The following is a 26,451-nucleotide window of genomic DNA, read 5'->3' as shown; positions in this document are numbered from 1 at the left end:
TCGTGACGGACCAACTCGCCGATCCGGACACTCCGACCGGGCCGCGACCGCTCGCCGAGGTCGTCGAGGCCGGCTGGGCGCAGGCCCTGGCACCCGTCGCCGACGACATCGCGGCGATGGGGCAGTTCCTGCGCCGGGAGAACGCCGCCGGCCGCGGCTACCTCCCGGCCGGCAGCAAAGTGCTGCGCGCCTTCACGCAGCCGTTCGACCGGGTGCGGGTGCTCATCGTCGGACAGGACCCCTACCCGACGCCGGGTCATGCGGTGGGCCTGAGCTTTTCCGTCGCACCCGACGTGCGGCCCGTGCCGCGCAGCCTTGCCAACATCTACCGCGAATACACCGAGGACCTGGGCCTGCCGGTGCCGGCGAACGGCGACCTGACGCCCTGGGCGGAGCAGGGTGTGCTGCTGCTCAACAGGGTGCTCACCGTGCAGCCGGGGCAGCCCGCCTCGCATCGCGGCAAGGGATGGGAGGTCGTCACCGAGCAGGCGATCCGGGCGCTCGTCGCGCGCGGCACGCCGCTGGTGGCGATCCTGTGGGGCCGTGACGCGGCGACCTTGAAGCCGATGCTCGGGAACGTGCCCACCGTCGAGTCCGCGCACCCGTCACCGCTGTCCGCATCCCGCGGATTCTTCGGCTCGCGACCGTTCAGCCGCGCGAACGCTCTCCTCGAACAGCAGGGCGGCGGGCCGGTGGACTGGCGCCTGGCTTGACCACCGGCCGCGCCGGATCGGTTCTGCTTCAGCGGTTCTGCTTCAGCGAGGCGAAATCGGGGCGGCGCTTCTCGGCGAACGCGTCCGCACCCTCGAGACCCGTCGGCGATACCGCCGCCGCCGAGATCGACGCGAGTTCGGCGACGAGCTGTTCGGCGAGCGTCCGGTGCTGGGAGTCCGCCACCAGGCGGCGGATGCCGGCGTAGGCCGCGGTCGGGCCGTTGGCGAGGGTCCGGGCGACGCGCAGCGCCTCGCTCTGGACCTCGTCGTCGGCGACGAGCCGGCTCAGCAGGCCGAGGCGCACCGCCTCGTCCGCGGCGACCACCGCGTCCGTGAGGATCATCTCGCGGGCCCGGGCGACCCCGACCACCCGCGGCAGCGTCCAGGACATCCCGCCGTCCGGCGTGTATCCGATCGACGGGTACGCCGGGCGCAGCTTCGTCGAGGGGCCGCCGAGCGCGATGTCGGCGTGCAGCACGATGCTCATCCCGGCACCGGCGGCCCAGCCGTGCACCGCCGCGACGACGGGCACACCCACGGCGTCGAGGGCCAGCACGAACTCGTGGAATCGGCCGGCGATGTCGGCGACGTGCGCGCTGCGGTCCTCGGCGGCGGCGAATCCGCGCACGTTCCCACCCGCGCAGAAGTTGGCGCCTTCACCCACCAGCAGGACGGCGCCGACCTCGGGTCCGGCGGCACGCAGGGCGGCGGTGCCCTGATCGACTCCGGCGGGGGACAGCGAGGTGCCGTTCTCGGCGGTCGCCACGGCGATGCGCAGGACTCCGTCGGTCACGCTCACGTGCGAGGCGGAGGTATCGGTCACAGAAGTTTCGGTCACCTTCGGCACACTAGCCGCCGGGCCGAACCTCACAAAACGGCAAATACCCCCGGCGACGGACGCCGGGGGTATTCGTGGTCTCGGCTCGATCAGCCGCGAACGACCTTGCCCGCCTTCAGGCAGGAGGTGCACACGTTGATCTTGCGGGTGTTGCCCGGGGCAACCTGGGCACGCACGCTCTGGATGTTCGGGTTCCAGCGACGATTGGTACGCCGGTGCGAGTGCGAGACCGACTTCCCGAAGCCGGGGCCCTTGGCGCATACGTCGCAGACGGCAGCCATGTCGCGAACTCCTTGTTATGTAGTGGATATTGTCATTCTTGTCCTGCGAACACGGGAAACTGTCGTCGCCCGTGCGAGGCAACCCTGCAAGCGTAGCGAATGCGGCAGCCGATGACCAAACCGGCCGCCTTCCGGCCGCACGGTTACCCTTTCGGCATCGGAAATCGGCGGGTTGCGGAAGAGGTGTCCACAGTTGTTCGAAGCGGGGGACGTGGTGGACGCACAGGCGCTGCGCCGCTGGGCAGAGCTCGGGCTCAAGGCCATCGAGGAGCGCCACGACGAGATCAACGTCCTCAACGTCTTCCCCGTCCCGGACGGTGACACCGGCACGAACCTGCTGATCACCGTGCGATCCGCGGTAGAGGGTCTCCGCGCGTCCGGTACGCAGCAGACGGCAGCCGGGGTCCTCGACGCCCTCGCGCGCGGCGCGTTCACCGGAGCCCGCGGCAACTCCGGGGTGATCCTCGCGCAGATCCTGCGCGGAATGGCCGACGCCACCGCGACCCAGGAGCAGCTCGATGCGCCCGGGATCGCCCACGCGCTGGACCGCGCGGCCGCCGCGGTGATGCGGGCGCTGAGCAGCCCCGCCGACGGGACCATCGTGAGCGTTCTGCACGCCGCCGCGACCGGCGCGTCCCGGCTCGGTGCCGACGCGACACCCGCGGACGTGGCGCTCGCTGCCGCCGACGCCGCCGCGGCCGCACTGCAGCACACCGTCACGCAGCTCGACGTCCTCGCGGAGAACGGCGTCGTCGACGCCGGTGGCCTCGGCCTGCTCATCCTGCTCGACGTGTTCGTCGAGGTCGTGACCGGCGAGCGACCCGACCGCCGCCTCACCCTCACCACCCGGCCCGTTCCGCCGGTGCGGTCCGCCGCGCGCCCGGACGCCTCCCGGCAGGACGACCCGGCCGCGGACGACGACACCGCGCAGGACTACGAGGTCATGTACTTCGTGGGCGACACCGACGACGAGCGGATGGCGACGCTGCGGACGCGGCTCGACGCACTCGGCGACTCCGTCGCGGTGGTCGGCGACGGCGCCGGCACCTGGACCGTGCACGTGCACTGCTGCGACGCCGGTGCGGCGGTCGAGGCGGGTCTGGCGGCGGGAACCGTCCACCGCATCGAGATCACCTGTTTCGCGCTCGACGCGGTGCGCCGGGACAACTGCAGCCGGGACAACTGCGATGGGCGCGGGGAGCCCCCGGCCTCGCCGGGCCGGGCCGTGCTCGCGGTCGTGGAGGGCGACGGCGCCGCCGAGCTGTTCGAGGCCGAAGGGGCCGTCGTCGTCCGGGCCGACCGCCCGATGACCATCCCCGGGTTGCTCGACGCCATCCGCGCGGTCGACGCACCCGAGGTGCTGGTGCTGCCCAACGGTGCGCTCAGCGAGCAGAACCTCATCGCCGTCGGGGCGGCGACCCGCGACGACCATCGGTCGGTGATGTTCCTGCCGAGCTGGTCGATGGTGCAGGGGCTCGCGTCCCTCGCCGTGCACGACGCCGGACGGGACTCGGTCGACGACGCGTTCACGATGACCGAGGCCGCCGCGACGACCCGCTGGGGCTCGCTGCGCATCGCGCAGGAACGCGCCCTGACCTGGGTGGGAACGTGCGAACCCGGCGACAGCCTCGGTTTGTCCGGCCACGATGTCGTAGTCATCGAGCATGATCTGGTGGCAGCGGGCGCGTCGCTCCTCGACAAGGTCCTCGCCGCGGGTGGAGAACTCGTGACGATGCTGGTCGGGTCCGGTGCTCCCGAGGGTCTCGCCGAACAGCTGACCGCCCACCTCGACGCGCACCATCCCGAGGTGGAGGTCGTGGTGTATCACGGGGGACAGGGCAGCGACCTGCTGCAACTCGGCGTCGAGTAGACGCCGAACCGGGCAGAAGCGGACACGGCGAAAGGACGGCAGTGGCGACACTCGCGGACCGACTCGATCATCTTCTCGGACGCAAGACCGCCGACGCCCTGTTCGACGCGTTCGGCATGTCCACCGTCGAGGATTTGCTGCGCCACTACCCACACCGCTACGCGACCCAGGGCGCCGAACTCGGCGACGCGCAGCCGGAGGAAGGCCAGCACGTCACGATCATCGCGCGGGTCGAGAAGGCCGACGAGGTGCGGATGAAGAGCCGGCCCGGGACGCGGCTCGCGGTGGTGCTGGTTTCGGACCGGCAGAAGATCGACGTGACGTTCTTCAACCCGCACAAGGTCAAATACAACATCAAGCCCGGCGTGCGCGGCATGTTCTCCGGCACCGTGAAGTACTTCCGGGACAAGTGGAGCCTCGCCCATCCGAGCTACGTCATCCTTCCCGAGCCGCGCGACGCGGAGGTCGGGGGAGCGACACCCGCGCCGACCCGGGTCCGCGGGGCGGGCGCGCTGGCGGGGATGGCCCGCAGCGCGCAGGGCAGCGACGGCATCGACATGTCGATCTTCGACCGGGCGCTGATCCCGATGTACCCGGCGACCCGGGACGTCGAGTCGTGGACGGTGATGCGCTGCGTGCGGCAGATCCTCGACCAACTCGAGGTCGTCGACGACCCGCTGCCGGACTGGGTGCGCCGCGAGCACGGCCTGGTCGGCCTGGACGAGGCGCTGCGCACCATTCATCTGCCCGACACGAAGGAGCAGGTGACCGCCGCACGGACCCGGTTGCGTTTCGACGAGGCCACCGCTCTGCAACTGGTGCTCGCGCGCCGCCGGCACGACGTGGCCGTGCGCACCGCGCCGGTCTGCGCGCCCCGCGACGACGGCATCGCCGCCGAATTCGACCGGCGCCTGCCCTTCGAACTGACCGCCGGTCAGCTCGCCGTCGCCGGCGAGATCGCCGCCGACCTGTCGGTGGCGCACCCGATGAACCGGCTGCTGCAGGGCGAGGTCGGTTCCGGCAAGACCATCGTGGCGTTGCGGGCGATGCTGCAGGTCGTCGACTCCGGACACCAGTGCGCACTGCTCGCGCCGACGGAGGTGCTCGCCGCGCAGCACGCCCGGTCGCTGACCTCGATGCTCGGGGACCTGGCCGCCGCCGGTGAGCTCGGCGCCCACGAACTCGCGACCAAGGTGACGCTGGTGACCGGCTCGATGTCCGCGGCCCGCAAACGCCAGGCGCTGCTCGACACCGTCAACGGCGACGCCGGCATCGTCATCGGCACCCACGCCCTGATCCAGCAGGGCGTGGAGTTCTTCGACCTGGGCCTCGTCGTCATCGACGAACAGCATCGCTTCGGGGTCGAACAGCGGGACGCACTGCGCAACCGCGGCCGTGACGGTGCGAGCCCGCACGTGCTGGTGATGACCGCGACCCCGATTCCGCGGACGATCGCGATGACCGTCCTCGGCGACCTCGAGGTCTCGACCCTGACGGAACTGCCGCGCGGGCGCTCACCGATCGTGAGCCGGGTCGTGCCGGCGAAGGTGCATCCGAGCTGGGTCGACCGCGCGTGGGAGCGGATCGGCGAGGAGGTCGCGGAGGGGCGGCAGGCCTACGTCGTGTGCTCCCGGATCGGGGACGGGGACGCGGACGAGGACGCCGACGCCGATTTCTTCGTTCTCGAGGACGCGGAGCCTGCGCGCGGTACGAAGAGTCGTGGTGGAAAAAGCGGCGGCAAGGGGGCGCGGGCCGGTGCCGAGCCGCCGGACACGAAGTCGGTGCTGCAGCAGTACGAGGAGCTGTCCACCGGCCCGTTGAGTCACCTGCGCGTCGGGTTGCTGCACGGCCGGTTGCCCGCGGACGAGAAGGACGCGGTGATGCGCGACTTCGGCGCCGGGAAGATCGACGTGCTGGTGTGCACGACCGTCGTCGAGGTCGGTGTGGACGTGCCCAACGCGACGGTGATGGTGATCGTCGACGCCGACCGGTTCGGGGTCAGCCAGCTGCATCAGCTGCGCGGTCGCGTGGGGCGAGGCGGGCATCAGGGGCTGTGCCTGCTCGTCACCGACAGCCGCCCGGGGTCGCAGGCGATGATGCGGCTCGACGCGGTGGCCGGCACCACCGACGGGTTCGCGCTGGCACAACTCGACCTGCAGCAACGGCGCGAGGGCGACGTGCTCGGGGTCGCGCAGTCCGGCACGGCGTCGACGCTGCGGCTGCTCTCGCTCGTCGACGACGTGGAAGTCATCGCCGCCGCGCAGGCGTTCGCGCGTGCGGTCACCGACGAGGATCCGGGCCTGGACGAGCATCCCGGACTCGCGCGGATGGTCACCGCGGCCCTGGACAGCACGCGGGTCGAATACCTCGAGAAATCCTGAGCCGCGCGCCCGGCGGAACACCTGCGGACGAGGTAACGTTCCGCGCACAGCAGGCGTGATCCGGCTGTGAGGTAAAAACGAGAGCACCTTCCGTATTACCTGCGGGTTACCGGTACGCGGAACTGCATCGTTTCAGTCTTGCCACATTCGTTCCACATCCCAGAATGTGGGACGGGGGTGAAAATCGGCATGTTGCGGCAGGGTACGTTCGTCCAATGTTCTCGAAAGTGCTTGTCGCCAACCGTGGCGAGATCGCGATCCGCGCCTTCCGTGCCGCCTACGAACTGGGTGCCGGGACCGTCGCGGTGTTTCCCTACGAAGACCGCAAGTCGCTGCATCGGCTGAAGGCGGACGAGTCGTACCAGATCGGTGTCGAGGGACATCCCGTCCGCGCCTACCTGTCGGTCGAAGAGATCGTCTCGGCCGCGAAGTCCGCGGGCGTGGACGCGATCTACCCGGGCTACGGATTCCTGTCCGAGAATCCGGACCTCGCCGCAGCCTGCGCGGAAGCCGGCATCACCTTCATCGGCCCGCCCGCCGAGGTGCTGGAACTGACCGGCAACAAGGCCCGCGCGATCGCCGCCGCCAAGGCGGCCGGTCTGCCGGTGCTTGTCTCGTCCGAGCCGTCGTCCGACGTCGAGGCGCTCCTCGCTGCTGCCGAGGACATGGAGTTCCCGGTGTTCGTCAAGGCGGTCGCCGGTGGTGGCGGACGCGGCATGCGCCGCGTCGCCGAACGCGCCCAGCTGCGCGAAGCGATCGAAGCCGCCTCGCGTGAGGCCGACGCCGCGTTCGGTGATCCGACGGTGTTCCTCGAGCAGGCCGTCGTCGACCCGCGCCACATCGAGGTCCAGATCCTCGCCGACAAGCACGGCAACGTGATGCACCTGTTCGAGCGGGACTGCTCGGTGCAGCGCCGGCACCAGAAGGTCGTCGAGCTGGCGCCGGCCCCGAACCTGCCGGAGGAGCTGCGGCAGAAGATCTGCGCGGACGCGGTGGCGTTCGCGAAGGAGATCGGCTACGAGTGCGCCGGCACCGTCGAGTTCCTGCTCGACAAGCAGGGCCGCCACGTGTTCATCGAGATGAACCCGCGCATCCAGGTCGAGCACACGGTGACCGAGGAGATCACCGACGTCGACCTCGTGCAGGCGCAGATGCGCATCGCATCCGGTGAATCCCTGTCTGATCTGGGTCTGTCGCAGGACACCGTCACGATCCGCGGAGCGGCGCTGCAGTGCCGCATCACCACCGAGGACCCGGCCAACGGCTTCCGGCCCGACACCGGCCGCATCACCGGCTACCGCACGCCCGGCGGCGCCGGTATCCGCCTGGACGGCGGCACCTCCGTCGGTGCCGAGGTCTCGGCGCACTTCGACTCGATGCTGGTCAAGCTCACCTGCCGCGGGCGCAACCTCGAGGCCGCCGTCGCGCGTGCCCGGCGCGCGGTCGCCGAGTTCCGCATCCGCGGCGTCGCTACGAACATCCCGTTCCTGCAAGCGGTGCTCGACGATCCGGACTTCCGGGCCGGCAACGTCACCACCTCGTTCATCGAGGAGCGTCCGCAGCTGCTGACGCTGCGTTCCTCCGCGGACCGCGGCACCAAGATCCTGCGGTACCTCGCGGACGTGACGGTCAACAAGCCGCACGGCCAGCGCCCCACCACGGTCTACCCGCACGACAAGCTCCCCGCGATCGACCTGACGGCCGCGCCGCAGGCCGGGTCGCGGCAGCGGCTGCTCGAACTCGGTCCCGAAGGCTTCGCGCGTGCACTGCGCGAGCAGAAGGCCCTCGGCGTCACCGACACCACCTTCCGCGACGCCCACCAGTCGCTGCTCGCCACCCGGGTGCGCAGCAAGGACCTGCTCACCGTCGCCGGGCACGTCGCGCGGATGACCCCGGAACTGTTGTCCATCGAGGCGTGGGGCGGTGCCACCTACGACGTGGCGCTGCGCTTCCTGCACGAGGACCCGTGGGAGCGGCTCGCGGCGCTGCGTGAGGCGATCCCGAACATCAACCTGCAGATGCTGCTGCGCGGTCGCAACACCGTCGGCTACACGCCGTACCCGGAGGCGGTGACCCGGGCGTTCGTGCAGGAGGCGGCGAGCACCGGCATCGACATCTTCCGGATCTTCGACGCCCTCAACAACGTCGACCAGATGCGACCGGCGATCGACGCGGTCCGCGAGACCGGCACCACGATCGCCGAGGTCGCGCTGTCCTACACCGGCGACCTGTCGAACCCGAACGAGACGCTCTACACGCTCGACTACTACCTGAAGCTGGCCGAGCAGATCGTCGAGGCCGGCGCGCACGTGCTGGCGATCAAGGACATGGCCGGGCTGCTTCGCGCCCCCGCCGCCGCGACCCTCGTCTCGGCGCTGCGCAGCAACTTCGACCTGCCGGTGCACGTGCACACCCACGACACCCCGGGCGGTCAGCTCGCCACCTACCTGGCGGCGTGGCAGGCGGGCGCGGACGCCGTCGACGGCGCGTCGGCGGCACTGGCCGGGACCACCAGCCAGCCCGCGCTGTCCGCGATCGTCGCGGCCGCGGCGAACAGCGAGTACGACACTGGCCTGGACCTGCAGGCCGTGTGCGATCTCGAGCCGTACTGGGAGGCGCTGCGGAAGGTGTACGCGCCGTTCGAGTCCGGGCTGCCCGCCCCGACCGGCCGCGTGTACACGCACGAGATCCCGGGTGGTCAGCTGTCGAACCTGCGTCAGCAGGCCATCGCGCTGGGCCTCGGCGACCGCTTCGAGGACGTCGAGGCCGCCTACGCCGGCGCCGACCGCCTTCTGGGCCGGCTGATCAAGGTCACCCCGTCGTCGAAGGTCGTCGGCGACCTCGCGCTGCACCTCGTCGGTGCCGGTGTGTCCGTCGACGACTTCGCCGCCGATCCGGGTCGCTTCGACATCCCGGATTCGGTCGTCGGATTCCTGCGCGGCGAACTCGGCACCCCCGCCGGGGGCTGGCCCGAGCCGTTCCGCAGCAAGGCCCTGGCCGGCCGCGGCGAACCGAAGGCCGAAGCGCAGCTCGCGCCGGAGGACGAGAAGGCGCTCGGCGGCAGCTCGCTCGAGCGTCGCAGCACCCTCAACCGGCTGCTGTTCCCGGCCCCGACCCGCGAGTTCGAAGAGCACCGCGACGCCTACGGCGACACCTCCGAACTGTCGGCGAACCAGTTCTTCTACGGCCTTCGCCAGGGTGAGGAGCACCGCGTCAAGCTCGACAAGGGCGTCGAACTGCTCATCGGCCTCGAGGCGATCTCGGACGCCGACGAACGCGGCTTCCGGACCGTGATGTGCATCCTCAACGGACAGCTGCGTCCGGTCTCCGTGCGCGACCGGTCCATCGCCAGCGAGGTCCCGGCGGCGGAGAAGGCCGACCGGAGCAACCCCGGACACGTGGCCGCGCCGTTCGCCGGCACCGTCACCCTCGTCGTCGGTGAGGGCGACAAGGTCGCCGCGGGTGACACCGTCGCCACGATCGAGGCCATGAAGATGGAAGCGGCGATCACCGCGCCGCGCGGTGGGCAGATCACCCGCCTCGCGATCGGTGGTGTCCAGCAGGTCGAGGGTGGCGATCTGCTGGTGGTGGTGTCCACCGAGGAAAGCGCCGAGTGACACGGATCGTCGCGGGCCGGGCCGGGGGGCGGCGCCTGAAGGTGCCGCCCCGCGGTACCCGGCCCACCTCCGAACGTGTCCGCGAGGCACTGTTCAGTTCGCTCGATGCGCGGATGGACCTGGACGGGGCCGCGGTACTGGACCTCTACGCGGGATCCGGTGCCCTCGGTCTCGAGGCCCTGTCGCGGGGCGCCGCGCACGTGCTGCTCGTCGAGTCCGACGCCAAGGCCGCGGCCGTGGTCCGGCAGAACATCGCCGAGGTCGGGCTGCCCGGGGCCGTGCTGCGCGCGGCACCGGTGTCGACCGTGCTGGCCGGCACCCCGGACCGCGTCTACGACCTCGTGCTGGCGGATCCGCCGTACGCGATCGACGAGGACGCCGTGTCCCGGGTGCTGACCGCTCTCGTCGACGGCGGATGGGTCGGGGACGGTTCGGTGGTCGTGCTCGAACGGTCCTCGCGGTCACCGGAAACGGTGTGGCCGGAAGCCCTCGAGGCGGGGCGCGTCCGCAAGTACGGGGAGACCCGGATCGAGGTCGCCACCTGCTACGGTTCTGAATCATGAGCAGCGCCGTCTGTCCTGGATCCTTCGACCCTGTCACCAACGGACATCTCGACGTCATCAGCCGAACCGCACTGCAGTTCGACGAGGTCGTCGTCACCGTGTTGGTCAACCCGAACAAACAGGGCATGTTCACCGTGCCCGAGCGCCTCGAGATGCTGGCCGAGGCCACCTCGCATCTCGGCAACGTCCGCGTCGACGCCTGGCAGGGTCTGCTCGTCGACTACGCGAAGGCAAACGGCATCACCGCGATCGTCAAGGGGCTGCGCGGCGCCAACGACTTCGACTACGAGCTGCAGATGGCGCAGATGAACCACAAGCTCACCGGCGTCGACACCCTGTTCGTCGCAACCAATCCCGCGTACAGCTACCTGTCGAGCTCGCTCGTCAAGGAGGTCGCGACCTACGGCGGCGACGTCGCGGACATGCTGCCCGCGACGGTGCACAAGCGGCTGCTCGCGCGGATCGCCGAACGGGCCGCGGGCAAGTAGTCCGGATCACGTCCGCCGGATAACGGTTTCGACAACACGGGCACCGGGTTCGCCGACACGCCCCCGAGGGTTGCGCCGCACCGCGCCACCTGCGGCAGACTGGCAGCGGGCCGCGGCCGCACCGGCCGGACCGGACGAGGAATGGGGTTGGGCGTGTATCGGGTTTTCGAGGCACTCGACGAACTTGTCGCGATCGTCGAGGAAGCACGTGGTGTGCCGATGACCGTGAGTTGCGTGGTCCCGCGAGGGGACGTTCTCGAACTCCTCGACGACGTACGGGACGCGCTGCCCAGCGAGCTGGACGACGCGCAGGACGTCCTCGACCACCGTGACCGTCTGGTCGGCGACGCGCGGGCCCTGGCGGACAAGACCGTCGGCGACGCCGACGAAGAGGCGCGGGAACTGCTCGAGCGGGCCCGGGCGGACGCCGACCGCATGCTCGCCGACGCGAAGGCCCAGGCCGACCGGATGGTGCAGGAGGCGCGGGCACACGCCGACGAACTGGTCCAGGACGCGCGCGCCGAAGCCGACGACACCGTCGCCGAGGCCAAGCGGCAGTACGAGGCCCTCACCGGCCGGGCCCGGGCCGAGGCGGACCGCATGATCGAGTCCGGGAAGGCGTCCTACGAGCGGGCCGTCGCGGACGGTGAAGCCGAGCAGGCACGGCTGGTGTCCCAGACCGAGGTCGTGCAGGCGGCGCACGCCGAGTCGGCGCGGGTGATCGACAGCGCCCACGCGGAGTCGGACCGGTTGCGCACCGAATGCGACGAGTACGTCGACGGCAAACTCGCCGATTTCGAGGAGATCCTCAACACGACGCTTCGCTCGGTCGGGCGGGGCCGGCAGCAGTTGCGCACCGCCGGGGCCCCGGACTACGCGGAGGCGGACTGGCGCGCCGAACGCCGCCGCTGAACTCGCGCACCGGGCGGATTTCCCTGTGGCGCGCCGCGTCGCGTACCATTGAGGGGTTGCCCAGTACAACTGACGGCTTCGTGCCGTCGATCCGAAAGCGAGTTGCCGTGTCTTCCCGTCATCACAGTGCGTCTCGTCCCGCCCGGGACGAGGGTCTTGTGCTGGACGTGATCTCTCTCGGCCGTCGCCCGGGCTCGATGCGAACGGTGAGCCGGGTCGTCCCGTCGCCCTCGCGTATCGGTCTCGACCTCGTCGCGATCGAAGAGGGCACGGATGTGGAACTCGATCTGCGGCTCGAGGCGGTGTCGGAGGGCGTGCTCGTGACGGGCACCGTCCGCGCCGAGACCGTCGGCGAGTGCTCGCGGTGCCTCGAGCCGTTCACCGGCTCGGTGGACCTGTATCTCACGGAGTTGTTCGCCTACCCGAACAGCGTCACGGAACAGACCACCGAGGAGGACGAGGTCTACCGGATGGTGGACGACGAGATCGACCTGGAGCCGGTCATCGTCGACGCCGTCGGACTGGAGCTTCCGCTGCGGCCGTTGTGTAGCGACGACTGCGCGGGACTGTGCCCGGAATGCGGCATTCGCCTGGCGATTGCGGAATCCGGGCACGGGCATGAAATAATCGATCCTCGCTGGGCTGGGTTGGCAGCTGCCATCGGCGCAGGATCCGAAGAACCCAGCAGTGCACCTGACAGCAAGAACAACGAGGAGAAGTAGACGTGGCCGTCCCCAAGCGCAGAATGTCGCGTTCCAACACCCGGTCGCGGCGCAGCCAGTGGAACACCACTGCGCCGACCCTCGTCACCTGCCCGAACCGCGGCTGTGGCGAGAAGAAGCTGCCTCACGTGGCGTGCCCGTCGTGCGGCACGTACAACGGCCGTCAGGTGACCGCTGCCGTCTGATTCGGTAGGCATCGTGGCGAACAAGTCGATGAATACACCGTCCGTGGGCGGCGAGGAGGATCACGCATCTCTCCTCGCCGCCCTCGGCGTGACACTGGACCCCGAACTGCTGCGGCTGGCGCTCACGCACCGGTCGTACGCCTACGAGAACGGGGGACTGCCGACCAACGAGCGCCTCGAGTTCCTCGGCGACGCGGTTCTCGGCCTCACCGTCACGGAAAAGCTCTACCTCACGCACCCGGACCGGTCCGAGGGCGAACTCGCCAAGATCCGTGCGAGCGTGGTGAACATGCACGCGCTCGCGGAGGTCGCCCGTGGTCTCGGCGAGGGTGGCCTCGGTGTGCACCTGTTGCTGGGCAAGGGTGAGGAACTGACCGGCGGCCGCGACAAGGCCAGCATTCTCGCCGACGGCATGGAATCGCTGCTCGGCGCAGTCCATCTCGAACACGGCATCGACGTCGCGCGCAGCGTCGTGCTCCGGTTGTTCGCCGATCTCCTCGAGCGCGGTCCGCGGCTCGGAGCCGGACTGGACTGGAAGACCAGCCTGCAGGAACTCACCGCCGAACGCGGTGTGGGTGTCCCCGTCTACGAGATCTCCGCGACGGGCCCGGACCACGACAAGGAATTCACGGCGACGGTGCTCGTCGCCGGTTCTCCGCACGGCGTCGGCGTCGGCCGCACCAAGAAGGAAGCCGAGCAGAAGGCGGCGGCCGCGGCGTGGCAGGCGCTGACCGACGGCGCGACCTCCGATGCCGGCGACGCGGTCGGCGGGAACGACGAGACCGATACCGAACAGAACTGATCCGCGGTGCCCGAACTCCCCGAGGTCGAGGTGGTCCGCCGTGGTCTGCACGAGCATGTGCTCGGTGCGGCGATCGAATCCGTGCAGGTGCTGCATCCGCGTGCGGTGCGGCGGCACGAACCCGGTCCGCGCGATCTCGCGCTCCAGCTGACCGGGCAGACGCTCGTCGACGTGCAGCGACGCGGCAAGTATCTCTGGCTGGTGCTCGAGCCCGCCGACATGGCGCTCGTCGTGCATCTGGGCATGAGCGGTCAGATGCTCGTGCAGCCGCCGTCCGTCGCCGACGAGAAGCACCTGCGCATCCGCGCCGTGCTGGACAACGGCGCGGATCTGCGGTTCGTGGACCAGCGGACCTTCGGCGGCTGGGCGCTCGCCCCGCTCGTGGAGGTCGACGGCGACCTGCTGCCGGTGCCGGTGGCGCACATCGCCCGCGACCCCATGGATCCCCGATTCGACGCCGACGCGGTCGTGAAGGTCCTGCGGGACAAGCACACCGAGATCAAGCGCGCGCTGCTCGACCAGACCGTCGTCTCCGGTGTCGGCAACATCTACGCGGACGAATCCTTGTGGCGGGCAAAGCTTCACGGAAACCGGATCACCGACACGTTGTCGCGGCCCAAGCTGAAGGCGGTGCTGGCGGCGGCGCATGAGGTGATGGGGGAGGCACTCGCGCAGGGCGGTACGTCGTTCGACGCGCTCTACGTCAACGTCAACGGTGAATCCGGCTATTTCGACCGTTCCCTGGACGTGTACGGCCAGGAGAACCGGCCGTGCTCGCGGTGCGGCTCCGCGATCCGCCGCGAGAAGTTCATGAACCGCTCGTCCTACAGTTGCCCCAAGTGCCAGCCCCGCCCGCGGGTTCGTCGAATCTGACGTACCGCGGCTGCGCTGCGTCACTCATCGGAAGCGTCGGAAGAACCGGACCCGGGTTCCGAATCCTGTCCGTCACCGGTGTCGACGTCGTCCCCGGCTTCCGACGGCGTGGGCTCCGTCGGCCGGACGAGTTCCTCGGCATAGGGGGCGCGCGGCGGCGCGATCTCGTCGAGCCGCTCGTTGATCGCGTGCGCCAGCAGATCGTGCTGCAGCGACGACAACGGTGCCAGACCGCTCAGATACGCGTCGATCTCGATCTTGCCGGCGTCGCCGCCGAGGCCGAAGTAGCGCAGCCAGAGTTCTTCGAGGGACAGTCCGGTGGCGCGCACCGCGGCCATGAACCGGCGCCGATGTTCACCGTCGGACAGGTACCTCATTCTCGCTCCTCGGTTCGCGACCCGGGCGACGGACGCGATGACGGCACAGCGCCGTAGGACGTCCGGCCACGGGGTTCCCTTCCCGGCGCACGCCGAATCCGCTGCTCGGTGCCTGTCGCAGAAACGCAACATCCCGCTGGTGCCCGTGGCCACGGAAATCGTCGCCGCCGGATCCCGCCTCGACCCGTTCCGGTGTCCTCGATCGGACTCCGACGGTCCTCGGTGACGGTGCCGTCGGTGCGCCGTGGCAGGATTCGAGCCATGGCTGACCAGACTCCCGACACCCCGCCCACCGAACTGTGGGTCGAGCGCACCGGCACCCGCCGCTACACGGGACGCAGCTCGCGCGGCGCCGAAGTGCTCATCGGCTCCGAGACCGTCGAGGGTGTGTTCACCCCCGGTGAGCTGTTGAAGATCGCGCTTGCCGCCTGCTCCGGCATGAGCTCCGACTTCCCGCTGTCGCGCCGGCTCGGCGACGACTACGAGGCCACCATCAAGGTCTCCGGCCCCGCGGACCGGGAGAACGAGGTGTACCCGCACCTCGAGGAGGAGATGATCCTCGACCTGTCCGAACTCGACGCCGACGCGCAGCAGCGCCTGCTCACGCTGGTCGAGCGGTCCGTCGACAAGGTGTGCACCGTCGGCCGTACCCTCAAGTCCGGCACGAAGGTGAGCCTGACGATCACCGCGGACTCGTGATCGGTCGCAGGCAGTAGCTCGGAGGGGGGAGCAGATGGGGAACAACGAGATACGGATCGCGGTCGGGGCTGCGGCCGTGACCGTCCTCCTGGGAACGGTCGCGGTGCCGTCGGCGACCGCCGAACCGGCAGCCTGCGCACCGCGCACCGTCACCACGGTGACGTCCGGCCTCGGGGTGCTCGAGAATCTGGCATTCGACGGGCGCGGTGGGCTGCTCGTCTCCGACGGCACCCTCGCCGGCGACGGCGCGCTGCGGCGGGTCGCACCCGACGGCACGGTCGACACGGTCCTGGACGACGTCACCGGGCCGGGCGGCATCGTCGTCGACGGCGCCACCGCCTACCTGAACGTCGGCAACACCACCGCGGCCGGGCTCGCCGACACGCCCGACGGCACCATCGACGCCGTCGACCTGGACACCGGCGAACGCCGCACCGTCGCGACCGGACTGGTCATGCCGAACGGTCTCGGTGTGCTCCACGACGGTTCGTTCCTCACGTCGCGCGACCTGGGCGCGGTGGGCCTGTCCCACGTTCCGGCCGGAGGTGGCGAGGGCGCCGTGCTGCGGACCGACCTCGGCTCTGTCAACGGCATCGAGGTCGACGGCGAGACCGTCTACACCGTCACCACGTTCGAAGGCGTCAACCGGCTGCACGTCCTCGACGCCGGCGACCTCACCGGGCCGGTGCGCAGCATCGACCTGCCCGGACCCGGCCTGCTGCAGGCACCGGACGACCTGACGCTCGGACCGGACGGCGCGCTGTACATCGCCCTGAACCTGGCCGGCGCGATCCTGCGCGTCGACCCGGAGACCGGGGAGACCTGCCGCGTCGCGGAGGGCATCCCGCTCGTCTCGTCGGTCGCGTTCGGCGCAGGACCGGGCTGGGATCCGAACACCATCTACACCACCGGTTTCGACGGCACCGTCCGCGCCGCACGCCCCGCGGCCGGATAGAGGAAGAGGAGGCAACCGTGACCACCCCTGCATCCGGCTCGGCCGAACGTCTGACCGCGTGGGTGCACGGACGCGTGCAGGGTGTGGGCTTCCGGTGGTTCACCCGGGCCCGGGCCCTCGAACTCGGTCTCGTCGGGCACGCCACCAACCACCCGGACGGCCGGGTACTCGTCATCGCGGAAGGACCGCGTCCCGCACTCGAACACCTCCTCGCGTGGCTGCGTTCCGAGCAGACCCCCGGCGAGGTGCGGCTCGTCGTCGAATCGTGGGAACCGGCACGCGGAGATCTGACCGGATTCGTCGAGCGGTAGCACGCAGGTAGGGTTTTTCCTCATGTATTTGAAGAGTCTGACGCTCAAGGGCTTCAAGTCCTTCGCGTCCGCGACGACTCTGCGTTTCGAACCCGGCATCACCTGCGTCGTCGGACCCAACGGCTCCGGAAAGTCGAACGTGGTCGACGCCCTGACCTGGGTGATGGGGGAGCAGGGCGCCAAGGCGCTGCGCGGCGGCAAGATGCAGGACGTCATCTTCGCCGGCACCGCCGGCCGCCCGCCGCTGGGCCGCGCCGAGGTCACCTTGACCATCGACAACAGCGACGGCGCGCTGCCCATCGAATACTCCGAGGTGTCCGTCACCCGCCGCATGTTCCGCGACGGTGCCGGCGAGTACGAGATCAACGGCACCTCGTGCCGCCTCATGGACGTGCAGGAACTGCTCTCCGACTCGGGCATCGGCCGCGAGATGCACGTCATCGTCGGGCAGGGTCGGCTCTCCGCGATCCTCGAGTCGCGTCCCGAGGACCGGCGTGCCTTCGTCGAGGAGGCCGCCGGGGTCCTCAAGCATCGCCGCCGCAAGGAGAAGGCGGTCCGCAAGCTCGACGCGATGCAGGCGAACCTCGCGCGCCTGACCGACCTGACCGCGGAGCTGCGCCGCCAGCTGAAACCGCTCGGACGTCAGGCCGAGGTCGCGCGGCGCGCCCAGACGATCCAGGCGGACCTGCGCGACGCGCGGCTCCGGCTGGCCGCCGACGATCTGGTCACCCGGCGTGCCGAATTCGCCGGACAGGACGAGCAGGAACGCATCGTCCGTGAACGCCTCGACCACGTCCTGGCCGCGCTGGACGAGGCGAACGCCGAACTCGCCCGGCACGAGCAGGCCGTGGCGCGCCTGACGCCGGGCGCCGAAGCGGCCTCCCAGACCTGGTTCCGGCTGTCCGCGCTCGCCGAACGGCTCGGGGCGACCGTGCGCATCGCCCAGGAACGGGCCCGCCACCTCGACGAGGCCCCGGTCGCCCGATCCGGGCAGGATCCCGACGAGATGGAGGCCCGCGCCGACCGCATCGCGGAAGAGGAGGCCGAACTCCTCGAGGCCGTCGAGATCGCCCACGGCACCCTCGAGGCCGCCCGGGAACAGCTCGCCGTGCAGGAGGAGGCGGCCGCCACCGCGGAACGGGCGCATCTGGCCGCGGTGCGTGCCGTCGCCGACCGCCGCGAAGGCCTCGCCCGGCTGTCCGGCCAGGTCGACACGATGCGCACCCGCGCCGAATCGATCGCCGCCGAAGTCGCGCGGCTGACCGTCGCCATCGAGGAGGCCCGGCTGCGCGGTGTCGCGGCGCAGGCCGAGTTCGAGACCGCGCAGGCCCGCATCGACGATCTCGACGCCGAGGAAATCGACGCCGACGCCCAGCACGAGCGCGCACTCGAAGCGCTGCGCATCGCCGACGAACGCGTCAAGGAACTGCAGGACGCCGAGCGTGCCGCCGGTAAGGAGGTCGCGTCCCTCGGCGCGCGCATCGAAGCGCTCTCCATGGGCCTCGAACGCAAGGACGGCGCCGCCTGGCTCCTCGAACACCGACCCGACGCGGGTCTGCTCGGGCCGCTGGCGGAGCGGCTGCAGGTGGAACCCGGCTACGAGACCGCGGTCGCCGCGGCGCTGGGTCCGGCTGCCGACGCGGTCGCCGCCGAGTCGATCCAGTCCGCCCTCGCCGCGGTCGCCGCTCTCGATGCCGCCGATCAGGGTCGTGTCGCACTCGTCGCCGCCGGGGGTGCCGCACCCGAGGACGGCGGCGATCTGCCGGCCGGTGCGCGGTGGGCACGCGACATCGTCTCCTGCCCCGCCGACCTGCGCGGCGGCGTCGACGCACTGCTCGCACGCACCGTCGTCGTCGACGATCTCGCCGCCGCCACCGACCTGTGCGCCCGGCGTCCGGAGCTGCGTGCCGTCACCCGCGCCGGTGCCCTCGCCGGTGCCGGCTGGGTGCTCGGCGGCTCCGACCGCGCGCCCAGCACCCTCGAGATCCAGGCCGCGATCGAAACCTCCGAACGCGCACTCGAGCAGGCCGTCCGCCGCTCCGAGGACCTCGCCGCCGCGCTGGCCGGGGCACTCGCCGAGCAGGCCTCGCGTGCCGAGATCGCCGAACAGACCCTCGCCGCGCTCAACGAGTCGGACGCCGAGATGTCCGCGGTGTACGAGCAGCTCGGTCGGCTCGGACAGGCCGCGCGCAACGCTCACGCCGAATCCGACCGGCTCGCCGCGCAGCGCGCCAAGGCGGAAGCGGAACGCGACGCGGCACGCGAGAAGTTCGTCGAACTCGAGGAACGCCTGCGCCGGGCCGAGAGCGAACAATCCGGTACCGGCGACGACACCGGCACCGATTCGACCGCGGCGGAACGAGAGGTCGCGGCCGCCGCGCTCGCCGAGGTCCGAGCTGTCGAGGTCGAAGCCCGGCTTGCGGCGCGCACCGCGGAGGAACGCGCCGAGGCCCTGCGCGGCAAGGCCGACTCGCTGCGTCGCGCCGCGCAGGCCGAACGTGAGGCCCGTGCCCGCGCCGAACGCGCGATGCGCGCCCGCAAGCAGGCCGCGGCCGTCGCCGCCGCGGTCGCGGAATCCGGTGCCCGGGTCGCGGCGCACCTGGACGAGGTGGTCGCCGCCGCGCTCGAGCACCGCGACACCCTCACCCGCCAGCGCGCCGAACGCACCGAGCAACTCGACCGCGTCAAGGAACTGGTCCGCGACCTGACGGCACAGCGCGACCAGCTCACCGACGCCGTGCACCGCGACGAGGTGGCCCGCGCGCAGGCGGCGCTGCGGATCGAACAACTCGAACAGACCATCCTCGAGCAGCACGGCATCGGCCTCGACGACCTCATCGCCGAGTACGGTCCCGACGTCCCGATGCCGCCGAGCCCGCTGGAGATCGCCGAGTACGAGCAGGCCCGCGAGCGCGGCGAACAGGTGGTCGCACCGCAGCCGGTCCCGTACGACCGGGCCACCCAGGAGCGCCGCGCCAAGCGGGCCGAGAAGGACCTGGCGACGCTCGGCAAGGTCAATCCGCTCGCTCTCGAGGAGTTCGCGGCGCTGGAGGAGCGCTACAACTTCCTGGCCACCCAGCTCGAGGACGTCAAGAACGCCCGCAAGGACCTGCTGTCGGTGGTCGCGGAGGTCGACGCGCGCATCCTGCAGGTGTTCACCGAGGCGTACGCCGACGTGGAACGCGAATTCGAGCAGGTCTTCGCGAAGCTGTTCCCCGGCGGTGAGGGCCGGCTGGTGCTCACCGACCCGTCGGACATGCTCACCACCGGTATCGAGGTCGAGGCGCGGCCACCGGGCAAGAAGGTCAAGCGCCTGTCGCTGCTGTCCGGTGGCGAGAAGTCCCTGACGGCGGTCGCGATGCTCGTGGCGATCTTCCGCGCCCGGCCGTCCCCGTTCTACGTCATGGACGAGGTGGAGGCCGCCCTCGACGACACGAACCTGCGTCGTCTGATCGGCCTGTTCGAACAGTTGCGGGAGAAGTCGCAGCTGATCGTGATCACGCACCAGAAGCCCACCATGGAGATCGCCGACGCGCTGTACGGCGTGAGCATGCGCGGTGACGGCATCACCCGGGTGATCTCACAGCGGCTGCGAGGTCGGGATGTCGGTGGTCAGGATGTGGGTGGTCAGGACGTGAACGGCACCGACACGGACGTCGCCGAGGAGCACGCCACGGGCGGTGATCTCGTTCCCCGCGCCTGAATCCCGCGGTCGGGCCTGACAGTATGGGTGCGTGAGTACCGCAGCCTGGATAATCATCGCGGCCGTCTTGGCGGTCGTCCTCGTCGCACTCGTCGTCGGTCTGACGCTGTACCGCCGGCGGCAGGTGTCGCTGACCTCGACGCCGACCAAGGAGATCGAGGCCGAACCCAAGGATCGATCCGGTGGGTACAAGGCCCAGAGCGGGTTCTCCTTCAGCCAGGGTTCGACCGCGACGGCGCCGAAACCCGTCGAACGGCCGGCGCCCGCACCGCGGCCGGAACCTCCGACGGTCAAGCTGCCGCAGGAGGTCACCGAGGCGCCGCCCGCTCCCAAGCCGGTCCCGGCGCCCACGCCTGCGCCTGCGCCGGAAGAGGTCGCGGAGGAAGCACCCACCGAGGTAGCGCCCGCTCCCGAGGAAGCACCCGCCGAGCCCGTGACCGAGGCGCCGGTCGAGGAAGCACCGGTCGCGGAGACCGCCCCGGCCGAGACTGCCCCGGTCGAGACAGCGCCGACCGAGACTGCTCCGGCGGAGACCGTGCCGGAAACCGAGGTGGCCGCGCCGGAACCGGAAGTGGTCACGCCCGAGCCCGAGGTGATCGAGCCCGAGGTCGTGACCGCGCCGGAGACCGCCGCGCCGGAGACCGCCCCCGCACCCGCGATCGAGGAGATCGCTCCGACCGCCGGTCGCCTCGACCGGCTGCGCGGCCGACTGGCCCGGTCCCAGTCGGCGATGGGCAAGAGCCTGCTCGGCCTGCTCGGCGGCGGCGACCTCGACGAGGACTCGTGGGAGGAGATCGAGGACACCCTCCTCATCGCCGACCTCGGCGCCGCGACCACCACCAAGATCGTCGAGCGGCTGCGGCACGAGATGGCCGCGCGCAACGTGCGCACCGAGGCCGACGCGCGCGCGGTCCTGCGTGACGTGCTCGTCGACGAACTGCACCCCGAGCTGGATCGGTCCATCCGGGCGTTGCCACACGACGATCACCCGTCCATCCTGCTGGTCGTCGGTGTCAACGGCACCGGCAAGACCACCACGACCGGCAAGCTGGCGCGCGTGCTCGTCGCCGACGGGCGCCGCGTGCTCCTCGGTGCCGCCGACACGTTCCGTGCCGCCGCCGCCGATCAGCTGCAGACCTGGGCAGAGCGCGTCGGCGCCGAGGTGGTGCGCGGCAAGGAGGCCGGTGACCCCGCGGCCGTCGCGTTCGATTCCGTCTCCCGCGGCATCGAGAACGGGGTCGACGCCGTGCTCATCGACACTGCCGGCCGGCTCCACACCAAGACCGGTCTGATGGACGAACTCGGCAAGGTGAAGCGGGTCGTCGAGAAGAAGGCCGCGGTCGACGAGGTCCTGCTCGTGCTCGACGCGACGATCGGCCAGAACGGGCTCACGCAGGCCCGCGTGTTCGCGGAGGTCGTCGACATCACCGGTGTCGTCCTGACGAAACTCGACGGGACCGCCAAGGGTGGCATCGTCTTCCAGGTCCAGCACGAACTGGGTGTGCCGGTGAAACTCGTGGGTCTCGGGGAGGGTGCCGACGACCTGGCGCCGTTCGAGCCGGGCGCCTTCGTGGACGCTCTGCTCGGCTGAGCGGGCGCCCGCTCGTCGCAGTCGACGGTGAAGGGGAAGCCGCGCGACGACACGATCCGCATCCCCGGCAGGGGTTGCGCGGAACCCGTGTCGCGCGCGGCTTTTCCCATTTTTCGGACGCTTCGGACGAAGAACGCAAACCGGGAAACAGAGAAGAAACACGAAGCGGGATCCCGTTCACTTCGTGGAAACAACACGGCGCTTCCACGGAAACATCTCGGCAGCAAGCTTTCCTCAACCACGCGCTGACCGGCGCGGTATCTAGGGAGGTTGCAAGTGGAGGAAGTGGTGAACACCGGCGACGCAGCATGGATGCTGATGGCGGCCTCGCTGGTGCTGCTGATGACACCGGGCTTGGCGTTCTTCTACGGCGGCATGTCGCGCGCCAAGTCGGTGCTGAACATGATGATGATGTCGTTCGGCGCCATGGCTGTGATCGGCGTGATCTACGTTCTGTGGGGCTGGTCGATGTCCTACGGCACCGAGAGTGTCGGCGGCATCTTCGCCAACCCGTTCGAATTCTTCGGTCTCCAGGGCGCGATCTACGACGAGGAGGGTGGATTCCTCCCCGGCCTCGGCGACTACCCGCAGATCATCGACATCGGTTTCCAGGTCACCTTCGCAATCATCACCACCGCGCTCATCTCCGGCGCTCTCGCCGAGCGCGTGAAGTTCGGAACGTGGCTCGCGTTCTCCGGCCTGTGGGTGACCTTCGCGTACTTCCCGCTCGCCCACATGGTGTGGGGTGGCGGCCTCCTGTCCGCTTCCGAGGACGGCATCGCCGCGAAGCTGTTCGGCACCGTCGACGACGGTGAAGGTGGCCTGACCGCCGCGGTCGCCCCGATCGACTTCGCCGGTGGCACCGTCGTGCACATCAACGCCGGTATGGCCGCTCTGGTTCTCGCCCTGGTCATCGGCAAGCGCGCCGGCTTCGGCACGGTCGCGATGCGTCCGCACAACCTGCCGTTCGTGATGCTCGGTGCCGCACTCCTGTGGTTCGGATGGTTCGGCTTCAACGCCGGTTCCGCGTTCGCCGCCGACGGTGTCGCCGGCCTGGCCTGGGTCAACACCACCACCGCGACCGCTTCCGCGATCCTCGGCTGGCTCCTGACCGAGCGCATCCGGGACGGTAAGGCCACCAGCCTCGGTGCCGCCTCCGGTGCTGTCGCCGGTCTCGTCGCCATCACGCCCGCGGCCGGCGCGCTGAGCCCGGTCGGCTCCATCGCCCTCGGTGTCGTCGCCGGTGTGCTGTCCGCCCTCGCGGTCGGCCTGAAGTTCAAGTTCGGCTACGACGACTCGCTCGACGTCGTCGGCGTGCACCTGGTCTCCGGCCTTTGGGGCACCATCGGTATCGGCTTCCTCGCCACCGAGACCGGCCTGTTCTACGGCGGCGACTACAAGCAGCTGGTCGTGCAGATCGTGATCGCCCTGGTCGCCGTGGTGTTCACCGCCATCGTCACCGCCGTGATCGCATTCGCGCTCAAGCCGCTCGGCTGGCGTGTGTCGCCCGAGGAAGAGGCGCGCGGTATCGACGAGGCGGAGCACGCGGAATCCGCATACGACTTCGTCTCGGCGCTCCGGTGAGATAAGAAGACGAAGTAGCGGCACGGCAGAGACTTGGGAAGGAAGAGGAAATGAAGCTGATCACGGCAATTGTCAAACCGTTCACCCTCGAAGACGTGAAGGCGGGTCTCGAGCAGGCGGGCGTGCTTGGCATGACCGTCAGCGAGGTCCAGGGGTACGGACGCCAGAAGGGCCACACGGAGGTCTACCGCGGAGCCGAGTACTCGGTCGACTTCGTGCCCAAGGTGCGCGTCGAGGTCGTCGTCGACGACGCCGCCGTGGACAAGGTGGTCGAGACGATCGTCGAGGCCTCGCGGACCGGGAAGATCGGAGACGGAAAGGTCTGGGTCACCCCCGTCGAGTCGGTGATCCGAGTTCGCACCGGAGAACGAGGCACGGATGCACTCTGACCCCAAGGGGTCCGGAACGCGCGGCCCCGATCCCGCTGCTCGTGCAGCGGGATCGGGGCCGCCCGTGTCCTCCGGGCCGGACGCGTCCCTCGCCACCACGGGCGGTGCCGCCGCCGACCTGGCCATCGCCCGCGACCAACTGTTCGCCGGTGGTGTCCGCAACCGCCGCCTCGATTCGGCTGCGCTGCGGCACGCGCTGGTGGACCTGCACGAATTCTGGCTCACGACGAAAGGCTCCGAGGTCGGGATCGTCCCCGACTGCGGTTTCGCGATCGTCGCCGTCGGCGGGCTGGGCCGCCGCGAAATGCTGCCGTACTCCGACCTCGACCTCATCCTGTTGCACGACGACATGGAACCGGCGGTGGTGTCCGACATCGCCGACCGGCTCTGGTACCCGTTGTGGGACGCCCACATCAAACTCGACCACAGTGTCCGCACCGTCCCGCAGGCGTTGCAGGTCGCGGCGTCCGACGTGACCGCCGCCCTGGGCATGCTCGAGGCCCGGCACATCGCCGGGGACATCGAGCTGAGCAACCTGCTGATCGGCGGGGTGCGCAGGCAGTGGCGGACCGGGATCCGAGCGCGTTTCGACGAACTCATCGAACTCACCGAGACACGCTGGCAGCGCAGCGGGCAGATCGCGCACCGCGCCGAACCGGACCTCAAGAGCGGCCGAGGAGGGTTGCGGGACGTGCAGTTGCTCAATGCCCTGTCCGTCGCGCAGCTCACCGACGGCATGCCGGGGTTGGGACCGGACGTGCCCGGCGGCGGACTCGCCGCCGCGCACCGCCGGTTGCTCGACGTGCGCACCGAGTTGCATCGCGTCGCGGGACGCGCCCGCGACCAGCTCCGCGCCCAGGACGCCGACGAGATCGGTGCCGCGCTGCGCATCGGCGACCGCTTCGATCTGGCCCGGATGCTCACCGAGTCCGCGCGCACCGTCAGCTACTCCGTCGAGGTCGGGATCCGCACCGCGGGCAACGCGCTGCCGCGGCGCGGACTGTCGAGGCTGCGCCGGCTCCCGGTGCGGCGCCCCCTCGACGAGGGTGTCGTCGAACACGCGGGGGAGGTCGCGCTCGCCCGCGACGCGCATCCGCGGAAGGATCCGGGTCTGATCACGCGGGTCGCGGCCGCGGCCGCGCAGGCCGGGCTGCCGATCTCCGCCTCGACCCTGAACCGGCTCGCCGACAACGCTCCCGAGCTGCGTGAACCGTGGCCGCGGTCGGCGTTCAACGACCTGCTGGTTCTGCTCGGTTCCGGCCGGCGTGCCGTCGACGTCATCGAGTCCCTCGACCGCACCGGACTGTGGGGCCGGCTCCTGCCGGAATGGGGTGCGGTGCGAGATCTGCCCCCGCGCGACGCGGTGCACACCTGGACCGTGGACCGGCATCTGGTGGAAACGGCGGTGTACGCGGGCGGGCTCACGACCCGGGTCGCGCGACCCGACCTGCTGGTGCTCGGTGCCCTGCTGCACGACATCGGCAAGGGCCGCGGCGGCGACCACAGCGTCGTCGGAGCCGAGCTGGCGACGCAGATCGGGCGCCGGATGGGACTGTGGCCGTCGGATCTCGCGATGCTCACCGCGATGGTGCGGCACCACCTGTTGCTGCCGCACACCGCGACGCGCCGCGACCTCGACGATCCGGCGACCGTGCAGTCCGTCGTCGACGCCCTCGACGGCGACCCGGTGCTGCTGGAACTGCTGCACGCCCTCGCCGAGGCCGATTCGCTGGCCACCGGTCCGGGGGTGTGGGGTGACTGGAAGGCCTCGCTGATCCGGGAACTGGTCCGGCGCTGCCGCATGGTGATGGCGGGGGAGGAGCTGCCCACTCCCGATCCGATCGACCCGGAACTCGCGCAGCTCGCCGCCGACGGCGGTGTGCACGTGGCGCTGCAGCAGGGCGAGGGCCCGCACTCGTACACGGTGTCGGTGGTGGCGCCGGACGAACCGGGACTGCTCGCCGACGCGGCCGGCGTGCTGGCGCTGCACGGCCTGCGGGTGCTGTCCGCTTCGCTCGGCAGCCACGCCGGCAGCGCCGTGAACAGCTTCGTGGTGGCACCCCGGTTCGGGACACCGCCCGAGGCCGGGTTGCTGCGGCAGGAGCTGATCCGCGCACGCGGCGGCGACCTGGATCTGCCGGCGGCGCTGGACGCGAAGGAACAGGCCGCGCGGGAAGCGCAACTGCCGGAACAGCCCGAACGGGCCGTGCCGGTCGTGTACGCGCAGGCACCGCCCCGCGTGATCTGGTTCGACGCTCCCGATCCCGGGCAGGTCATCCTCGAGCTGCGCGCCGAGGACCGTCTCGGGCTGCTCTGCCGGCTCGCCGAAGCGTTCGAGTCGGTCGGGGCCGACGTGCGGTGGGCGCGGGTCACGACCCTCGGCACCGCGGTCGTCGACGCGTTCTGCATCGACCTCACCGGAACCGACACCCGGGCCACCCGGGAGCAGCTCGAGCAGGCCGTGCTCGCGGTGGTGCCGGGCGTCGAACCGAAGAAACCCGAGGCGACCGCCTGAGCGGGTAGCCGCCCGCCGTGACGTCACGATCGCGGCGAGCGGCTACCCTGGATCGCAGCACTGTCCGTCTTTCGCCAGAACC

The 26,451-nt window shown here is 70.5% G+C and carries 22 protein-coding genes; 19 read left to right on the top strand and 3 right to left on the bottom strand.

Annotation, left to right across the window (positions count from 1 at the left end; translation table 11 throughout):
- The first annotated feature begins 2 nt into the window (after positions 1–2).
- Entirely contained in the window at positions 3–713 is a 711-nt protein-coding gene (locus M1M07_RS05615; protein WP_248673539.1) for a uracil-DNA glycosylase, read from the top strand.
- Positions 714–741: 28 nt separating this feature from the next.
- Here the strand turns inward: M1M07_RS05615 and M1M07_RS05610 are convergent, their stop codons facing one another.
- Positions 742–1,536 (bottom strand): enoyl-CoA hydratase-related protein, encoded by a 795-nt coding sequence (locus M1M07_RS05610; RefSeq protein ID WP_248673562.1) that lies wholly within the window; start codon positions 1,534–1,536, stop codon positions 742–744.
- Between the two features lie 104 nt (positions 1,537–1,640).
- On the bottom strand, positions 1,641–1,832 hold the full coding sequence (gene rpmB, locus M1M07_RS05605) for a 50S ribosomal protein L28 (protein ID WP_197256166.1): 192 nt from the start codon (positions 1,830–1,832) through the stop codon (positions 1,641–1,643).
- Positions 1,833–2,025: 193 nt separating this feature from the next.
- Here rpmB and M1M07_RS05600 point away from each other — a divergent pair, with 193 nt between their 5' ends.
- The 10 genes from M1M07_RS05600 (at position 2,026) to mutM (ending at position 14,245) form a co-directional block, all read left to right on the top strand.
- Complete coding sequence (locus M1M07_RS05600; RefSeq protein WP_248673538.1) at positions 2,026–3,702, top strand: DAK2 domain-containing protein; 1,677 nt, start codon at positions 2,026–2,028, stop codon at positions 3,700–3,702.
- 41 nt (positions 3,703–3,743) lie between these two features.
- Positions 3,744–6,083 carry an ATP-dependent DNA helicase RecG gene (gene recG / locus M1M07_RS05595; RefSeq protein ID WP_248673537.1) on the top strand — a complete coding sequence of 780 codons (2,340 nt, stop codon included), beginning with the start codon at positions 3,744–3,746 and terminating at the stop codon, positions 6,081–6,083.
- A gap of 215 nt (positions 6,084–6,298) precedes the next feature.
- Complete coding sequence (locus M1M07_RS05590) at positions 6,299–9,700, top strand: pyruvate carboxylase (protein ID WP_248673536.1); 3,402 nt, start codon at positions 6,299–6,301, stop codon at positions 9,698–9,700.
- Complete coding sequence (rsmD, locus tag M1M07_RS05585; protein ID WP_248673535.1) at positions 9,697–10,263, top strand: 16S rRNA (guanine(966)-N(2))-methyltransferase RsmD; 567 nt, start codon at positions 9,697–9,699, stop codon at positions 10,261–10,263. The genes M1M07_RS05590 and rsmD overlap by 4 nt, the downstream gene beginning before the upstream one ends.
- Complete coding sequence (gene coaD, locus M1M07_RS05580; RefSeq protein WP_197256156.1) at positions 10,260–10,751, top strand: pantetheine-phosphate adenylyltransferase; 492 nt, start codon at positions 10,260–10,262, stop codon at positions 10,749–10,751. The genes rsmD and coaD overlap by 4 nt, the downstream gene beginning before the upstream one ends.
- A gap of 153 nt (positions 10,752–10,904) precedes the next feature.
- Entirely contained in the window at positions 10,905–11,663 is a 759-nt protein-coding gene (locus tag M1M07_RS05575; protein WP_248673534.1) for a DivIVA domain-containing protein, read from the top strand.
- A gap of 107 nt (positions 11,664–11,770) precedes the next feature.
- Positions 11,771–12,385: a DUF177 domain-containing protein gene (locus M1M07_RS05570; RefSeq protein ID WP_248673533.1), complete on the top strand. Its 615-nt coding sequence runs from the start codon at positions 11,771–11,773 to the stop codon at positions 12,383–12,385.
- A gap of 2 nt (positions 12,386–12,387) precedes the next feature.
- Entirely contained in the window at positions 12,388–12,570 is a 183-nt protein-coding gene (gene rpmF / locus M1M07_RS05565; RefSeq protein WP_003939052.1) for a 50S ribosomal protein L32, read from the top strand.
- A gap of 28 nt (positions 12,571–12,598) precedes the next feature.
- Positions 12,599–13,372 (top strand): ribonuclease III, encoded by a 774-nt coding sequence (gene rnc, locus M1M07_RS05560; RefSeq protein WP_248673532.1) that lies wholly within the window; start codon positions 12,599–12,601, stop codon positions 13,370–13,372.
- A gap of 6 nt (positions 13,373–13,378) precedes the next feature.
- Positions 13,379–14,245, top strand: a complete 867-nt coding sequence (mutM, locus tag M1M07_RS05555; RefSeq protein WP_248673531.1) for a bifunctional DNA-formamidopyrimidine glycosylase/DNA-(apurinic or apyrimidinic site) lyase — start codon at positions 13,379–13,381, stop codon at positions 14,243–14,245.
- A 20-nt stretch (positions 14,246–14,265) separates the two neighbouring features.
- Here the strand turns inward: mutM and M1M07_RS05550 are convergent, their stop codons facing one another.
- Complete coding sequence (locus tag M1M07_RS05550) at positions 14,266–14,622, bottom strand: hypothetical protein (RefSeq protein ID WP_248673530.1); 357 nt, start codon at positions 14,620–14,622, stop codon at positions 14,266–14,268.
- Positions 14,623–14,883: 261 nt separating this feature from the next.
- On the opposite strand from M1M07_RS05550, the gene M1M07_RS05545 reads away from it, so the two are divergent.
- The 8 genes from M1M07_RS05545 to M1M07_RS05510 all read left to right on the top strand — a co-directional run bounded on the left by M1M07_RS05545 (position 14,884) and on the right by M1M07_RS05510 (position 26,369).
- Positions 14,884–15,321: an OsmC family protein gene (locus tag M1M07_RS05545; protein WP_197256146.1), complete on the top strand. Its 438-nt coding sequence runs from the start codon at positions 14,884–14,886 to the stop codon at positions 15,319–15,321.
- A 34-nt stretch (positions 15,322–15,355) separates the two neighbouring features.
- Positions 15,356–16,276 (top strand): SMP-30/gluconolactonase/LRE family protein, encoded by a 921-nt coding sequence (locus tag M1M07_RS05540; RefSeq protein ID WP_248673529.1) that lies wholly within the window; start codon positions 15,356–15,358, stop codon positions 16,274–16,276.
- A gap of 17 nt (positions 16,277–16,293) precedes the next feature.
- Positions 16,294–16,587, top strand: coding sequence for an acylphosphatase (locus M1M07_RS05535; RefSeq protein WP_248673528.1), 294 nt, complete (start codon positions 16,294–16,296; stop codon positions 16,585–16,587).
- 22 nt (positions 16,588–16,609) lie between these two features.
- Positions 16,610–20,290, top strand: coding sequence for a chromosome segregation protein SMC (smc, locus tag M1M07_RS05530; RefSeq protein WP_248673527.1), 3,681 nt, complete (start codon positions 16,610–16,612; stop codon positions 20,288–20,290).
- A gap of 31 nt (positions 20,291–20,321) precedes the next feature.
- Entirely contained in the window at positions 20,322–21,881 is a 1,560-nt protein-coding gene (gene ftsY, locus M1M07_RS05525; protein ID WP_248673526.1) for a signal recognition particle-docking protein FtsY, read from the top strand.
- A gap of 276 nt (positions 21,882–22,157) precedes the next feature.
- A complete protein-coding gene (locus tag M1M07_RS05520; RefSeq protein ID WP_197256139.1) occupies positions 22,158–23,465 on the top strand; it encodes an ammonium transporter in 1,308 nt (435 codons plus the stop codon).
- A 50-nt stretch (positions 23,466–23,515) separates the two neighbouring features.
- The gene (locus tag M1M07_RS05515) at positions 23,516–23,854 is read left to right on the top strand and encodes a P-II family nitrogen regulator (protein ID WP_068160495.1); all 339 of its coding nucleotides are present in this window, start codon (positions 23,516–23,518) and stop codon (positions 23,852–23,854) included.
- Positions 23,844–26,369 (top strand): [protein-PII] uridylyltransferase, encoded by a 2,526-nt coding sequence (locus M1M07_RS05510; protein ID WP_248673525.1) that lies wholly within the window; start codon positions 23,844–23,846, stop codon positions 26,367–26,369. The genes M1M07_RS05515 and M1M07_RS05510 overlap by 11 nt, the downstream gene beginning before the upstream one ends.
- Positions 26,370–26,451 lie beyond the last annotated feature (82 nt).

The sequence above is a fragment of the Rhodococcus sp. HM1 genome (assembly GCF_023218075.1).
Lineage (GTDB): Bacteria > Actinomycetota > Actinomycetes > Mycobacteriales > Mycobacteriaceae > Rhodococcus.
Note: the sequence above shows the minus strand (reverse complement) of the source record. Positions and strands in the feature narration are given on the sequence as shown.

Bases quoted from the DNA above. Each gene is read 5' to 3' on its own strand.
- rpmB (WP_197256166.1), bottom strand. From the start codon at position 1,832: ATGGCTGCCGTCTGCGACGTATGCGCCAAGGGCCCCGGCTTCGGGAAG.
- M1M07_RS05590 (WP_248673536.1), top strand. From the start codon at position 6,299: ATGTTCTCGAAAGTGCTTGTCGCCAACCGTGGCGAGATCGCGATCCGC.
- coaD (WP_197256156.1), top strand. From the start codon at position 10,260: ATGAGCAGCGCCGTCTGTCCTGGATCCTTCGACCCTGTCACCAACGGA.
- rnc (WP_248673532.1), top strand. From the start codon at position 12,599: ATGAATACACCGTCCGTGGGCGGCGAGGAGGATCACGCATCTCTCCTC.
- M1M07_RS05550 (WP_248673530.1), bottom strand. From the start codon at position 14,622: ATGAGGTACCTGTCCGACGGTGAACATCGGCGCCGGTTCATGGCCGCG.
- M1M07_RS05545 (WP_197256146.1), top strand. From the start codon at position 14,884: ATGGCTGACCAGACTCCCGACACCCCGCCCACCGAACTGTGGGTCGAG.
- M1M07_RS05540 (WP_248673529.1), top strand. From the start codon at position 15,356: ATGGGGAACAACGAGATACGGATCGCGGTCGGGGCTGCGGCCGTGACC.
- smc (WP_248673527.1), top strand. From the start codon at position 16,610: ATGTATTTGAAGAGTCTGACGCTCAAGGGCTTCAAGTCCTTCGCGTCC.
- M1M07_RS05515 (WP_068160495.1), top strand. From the start codon at position 23,516: ATGAAGCTGATCACGGCAATTGTCAAACCGTTCACCCTCGAAGACGTG.
- M1M07_RS05510 (WP_248673525.1), top strand. From the start codon at position 23,844: ATGCACTCTGACCCCAAGGGGTCCGGAACGCGCGGCCCCGATCCCGCT.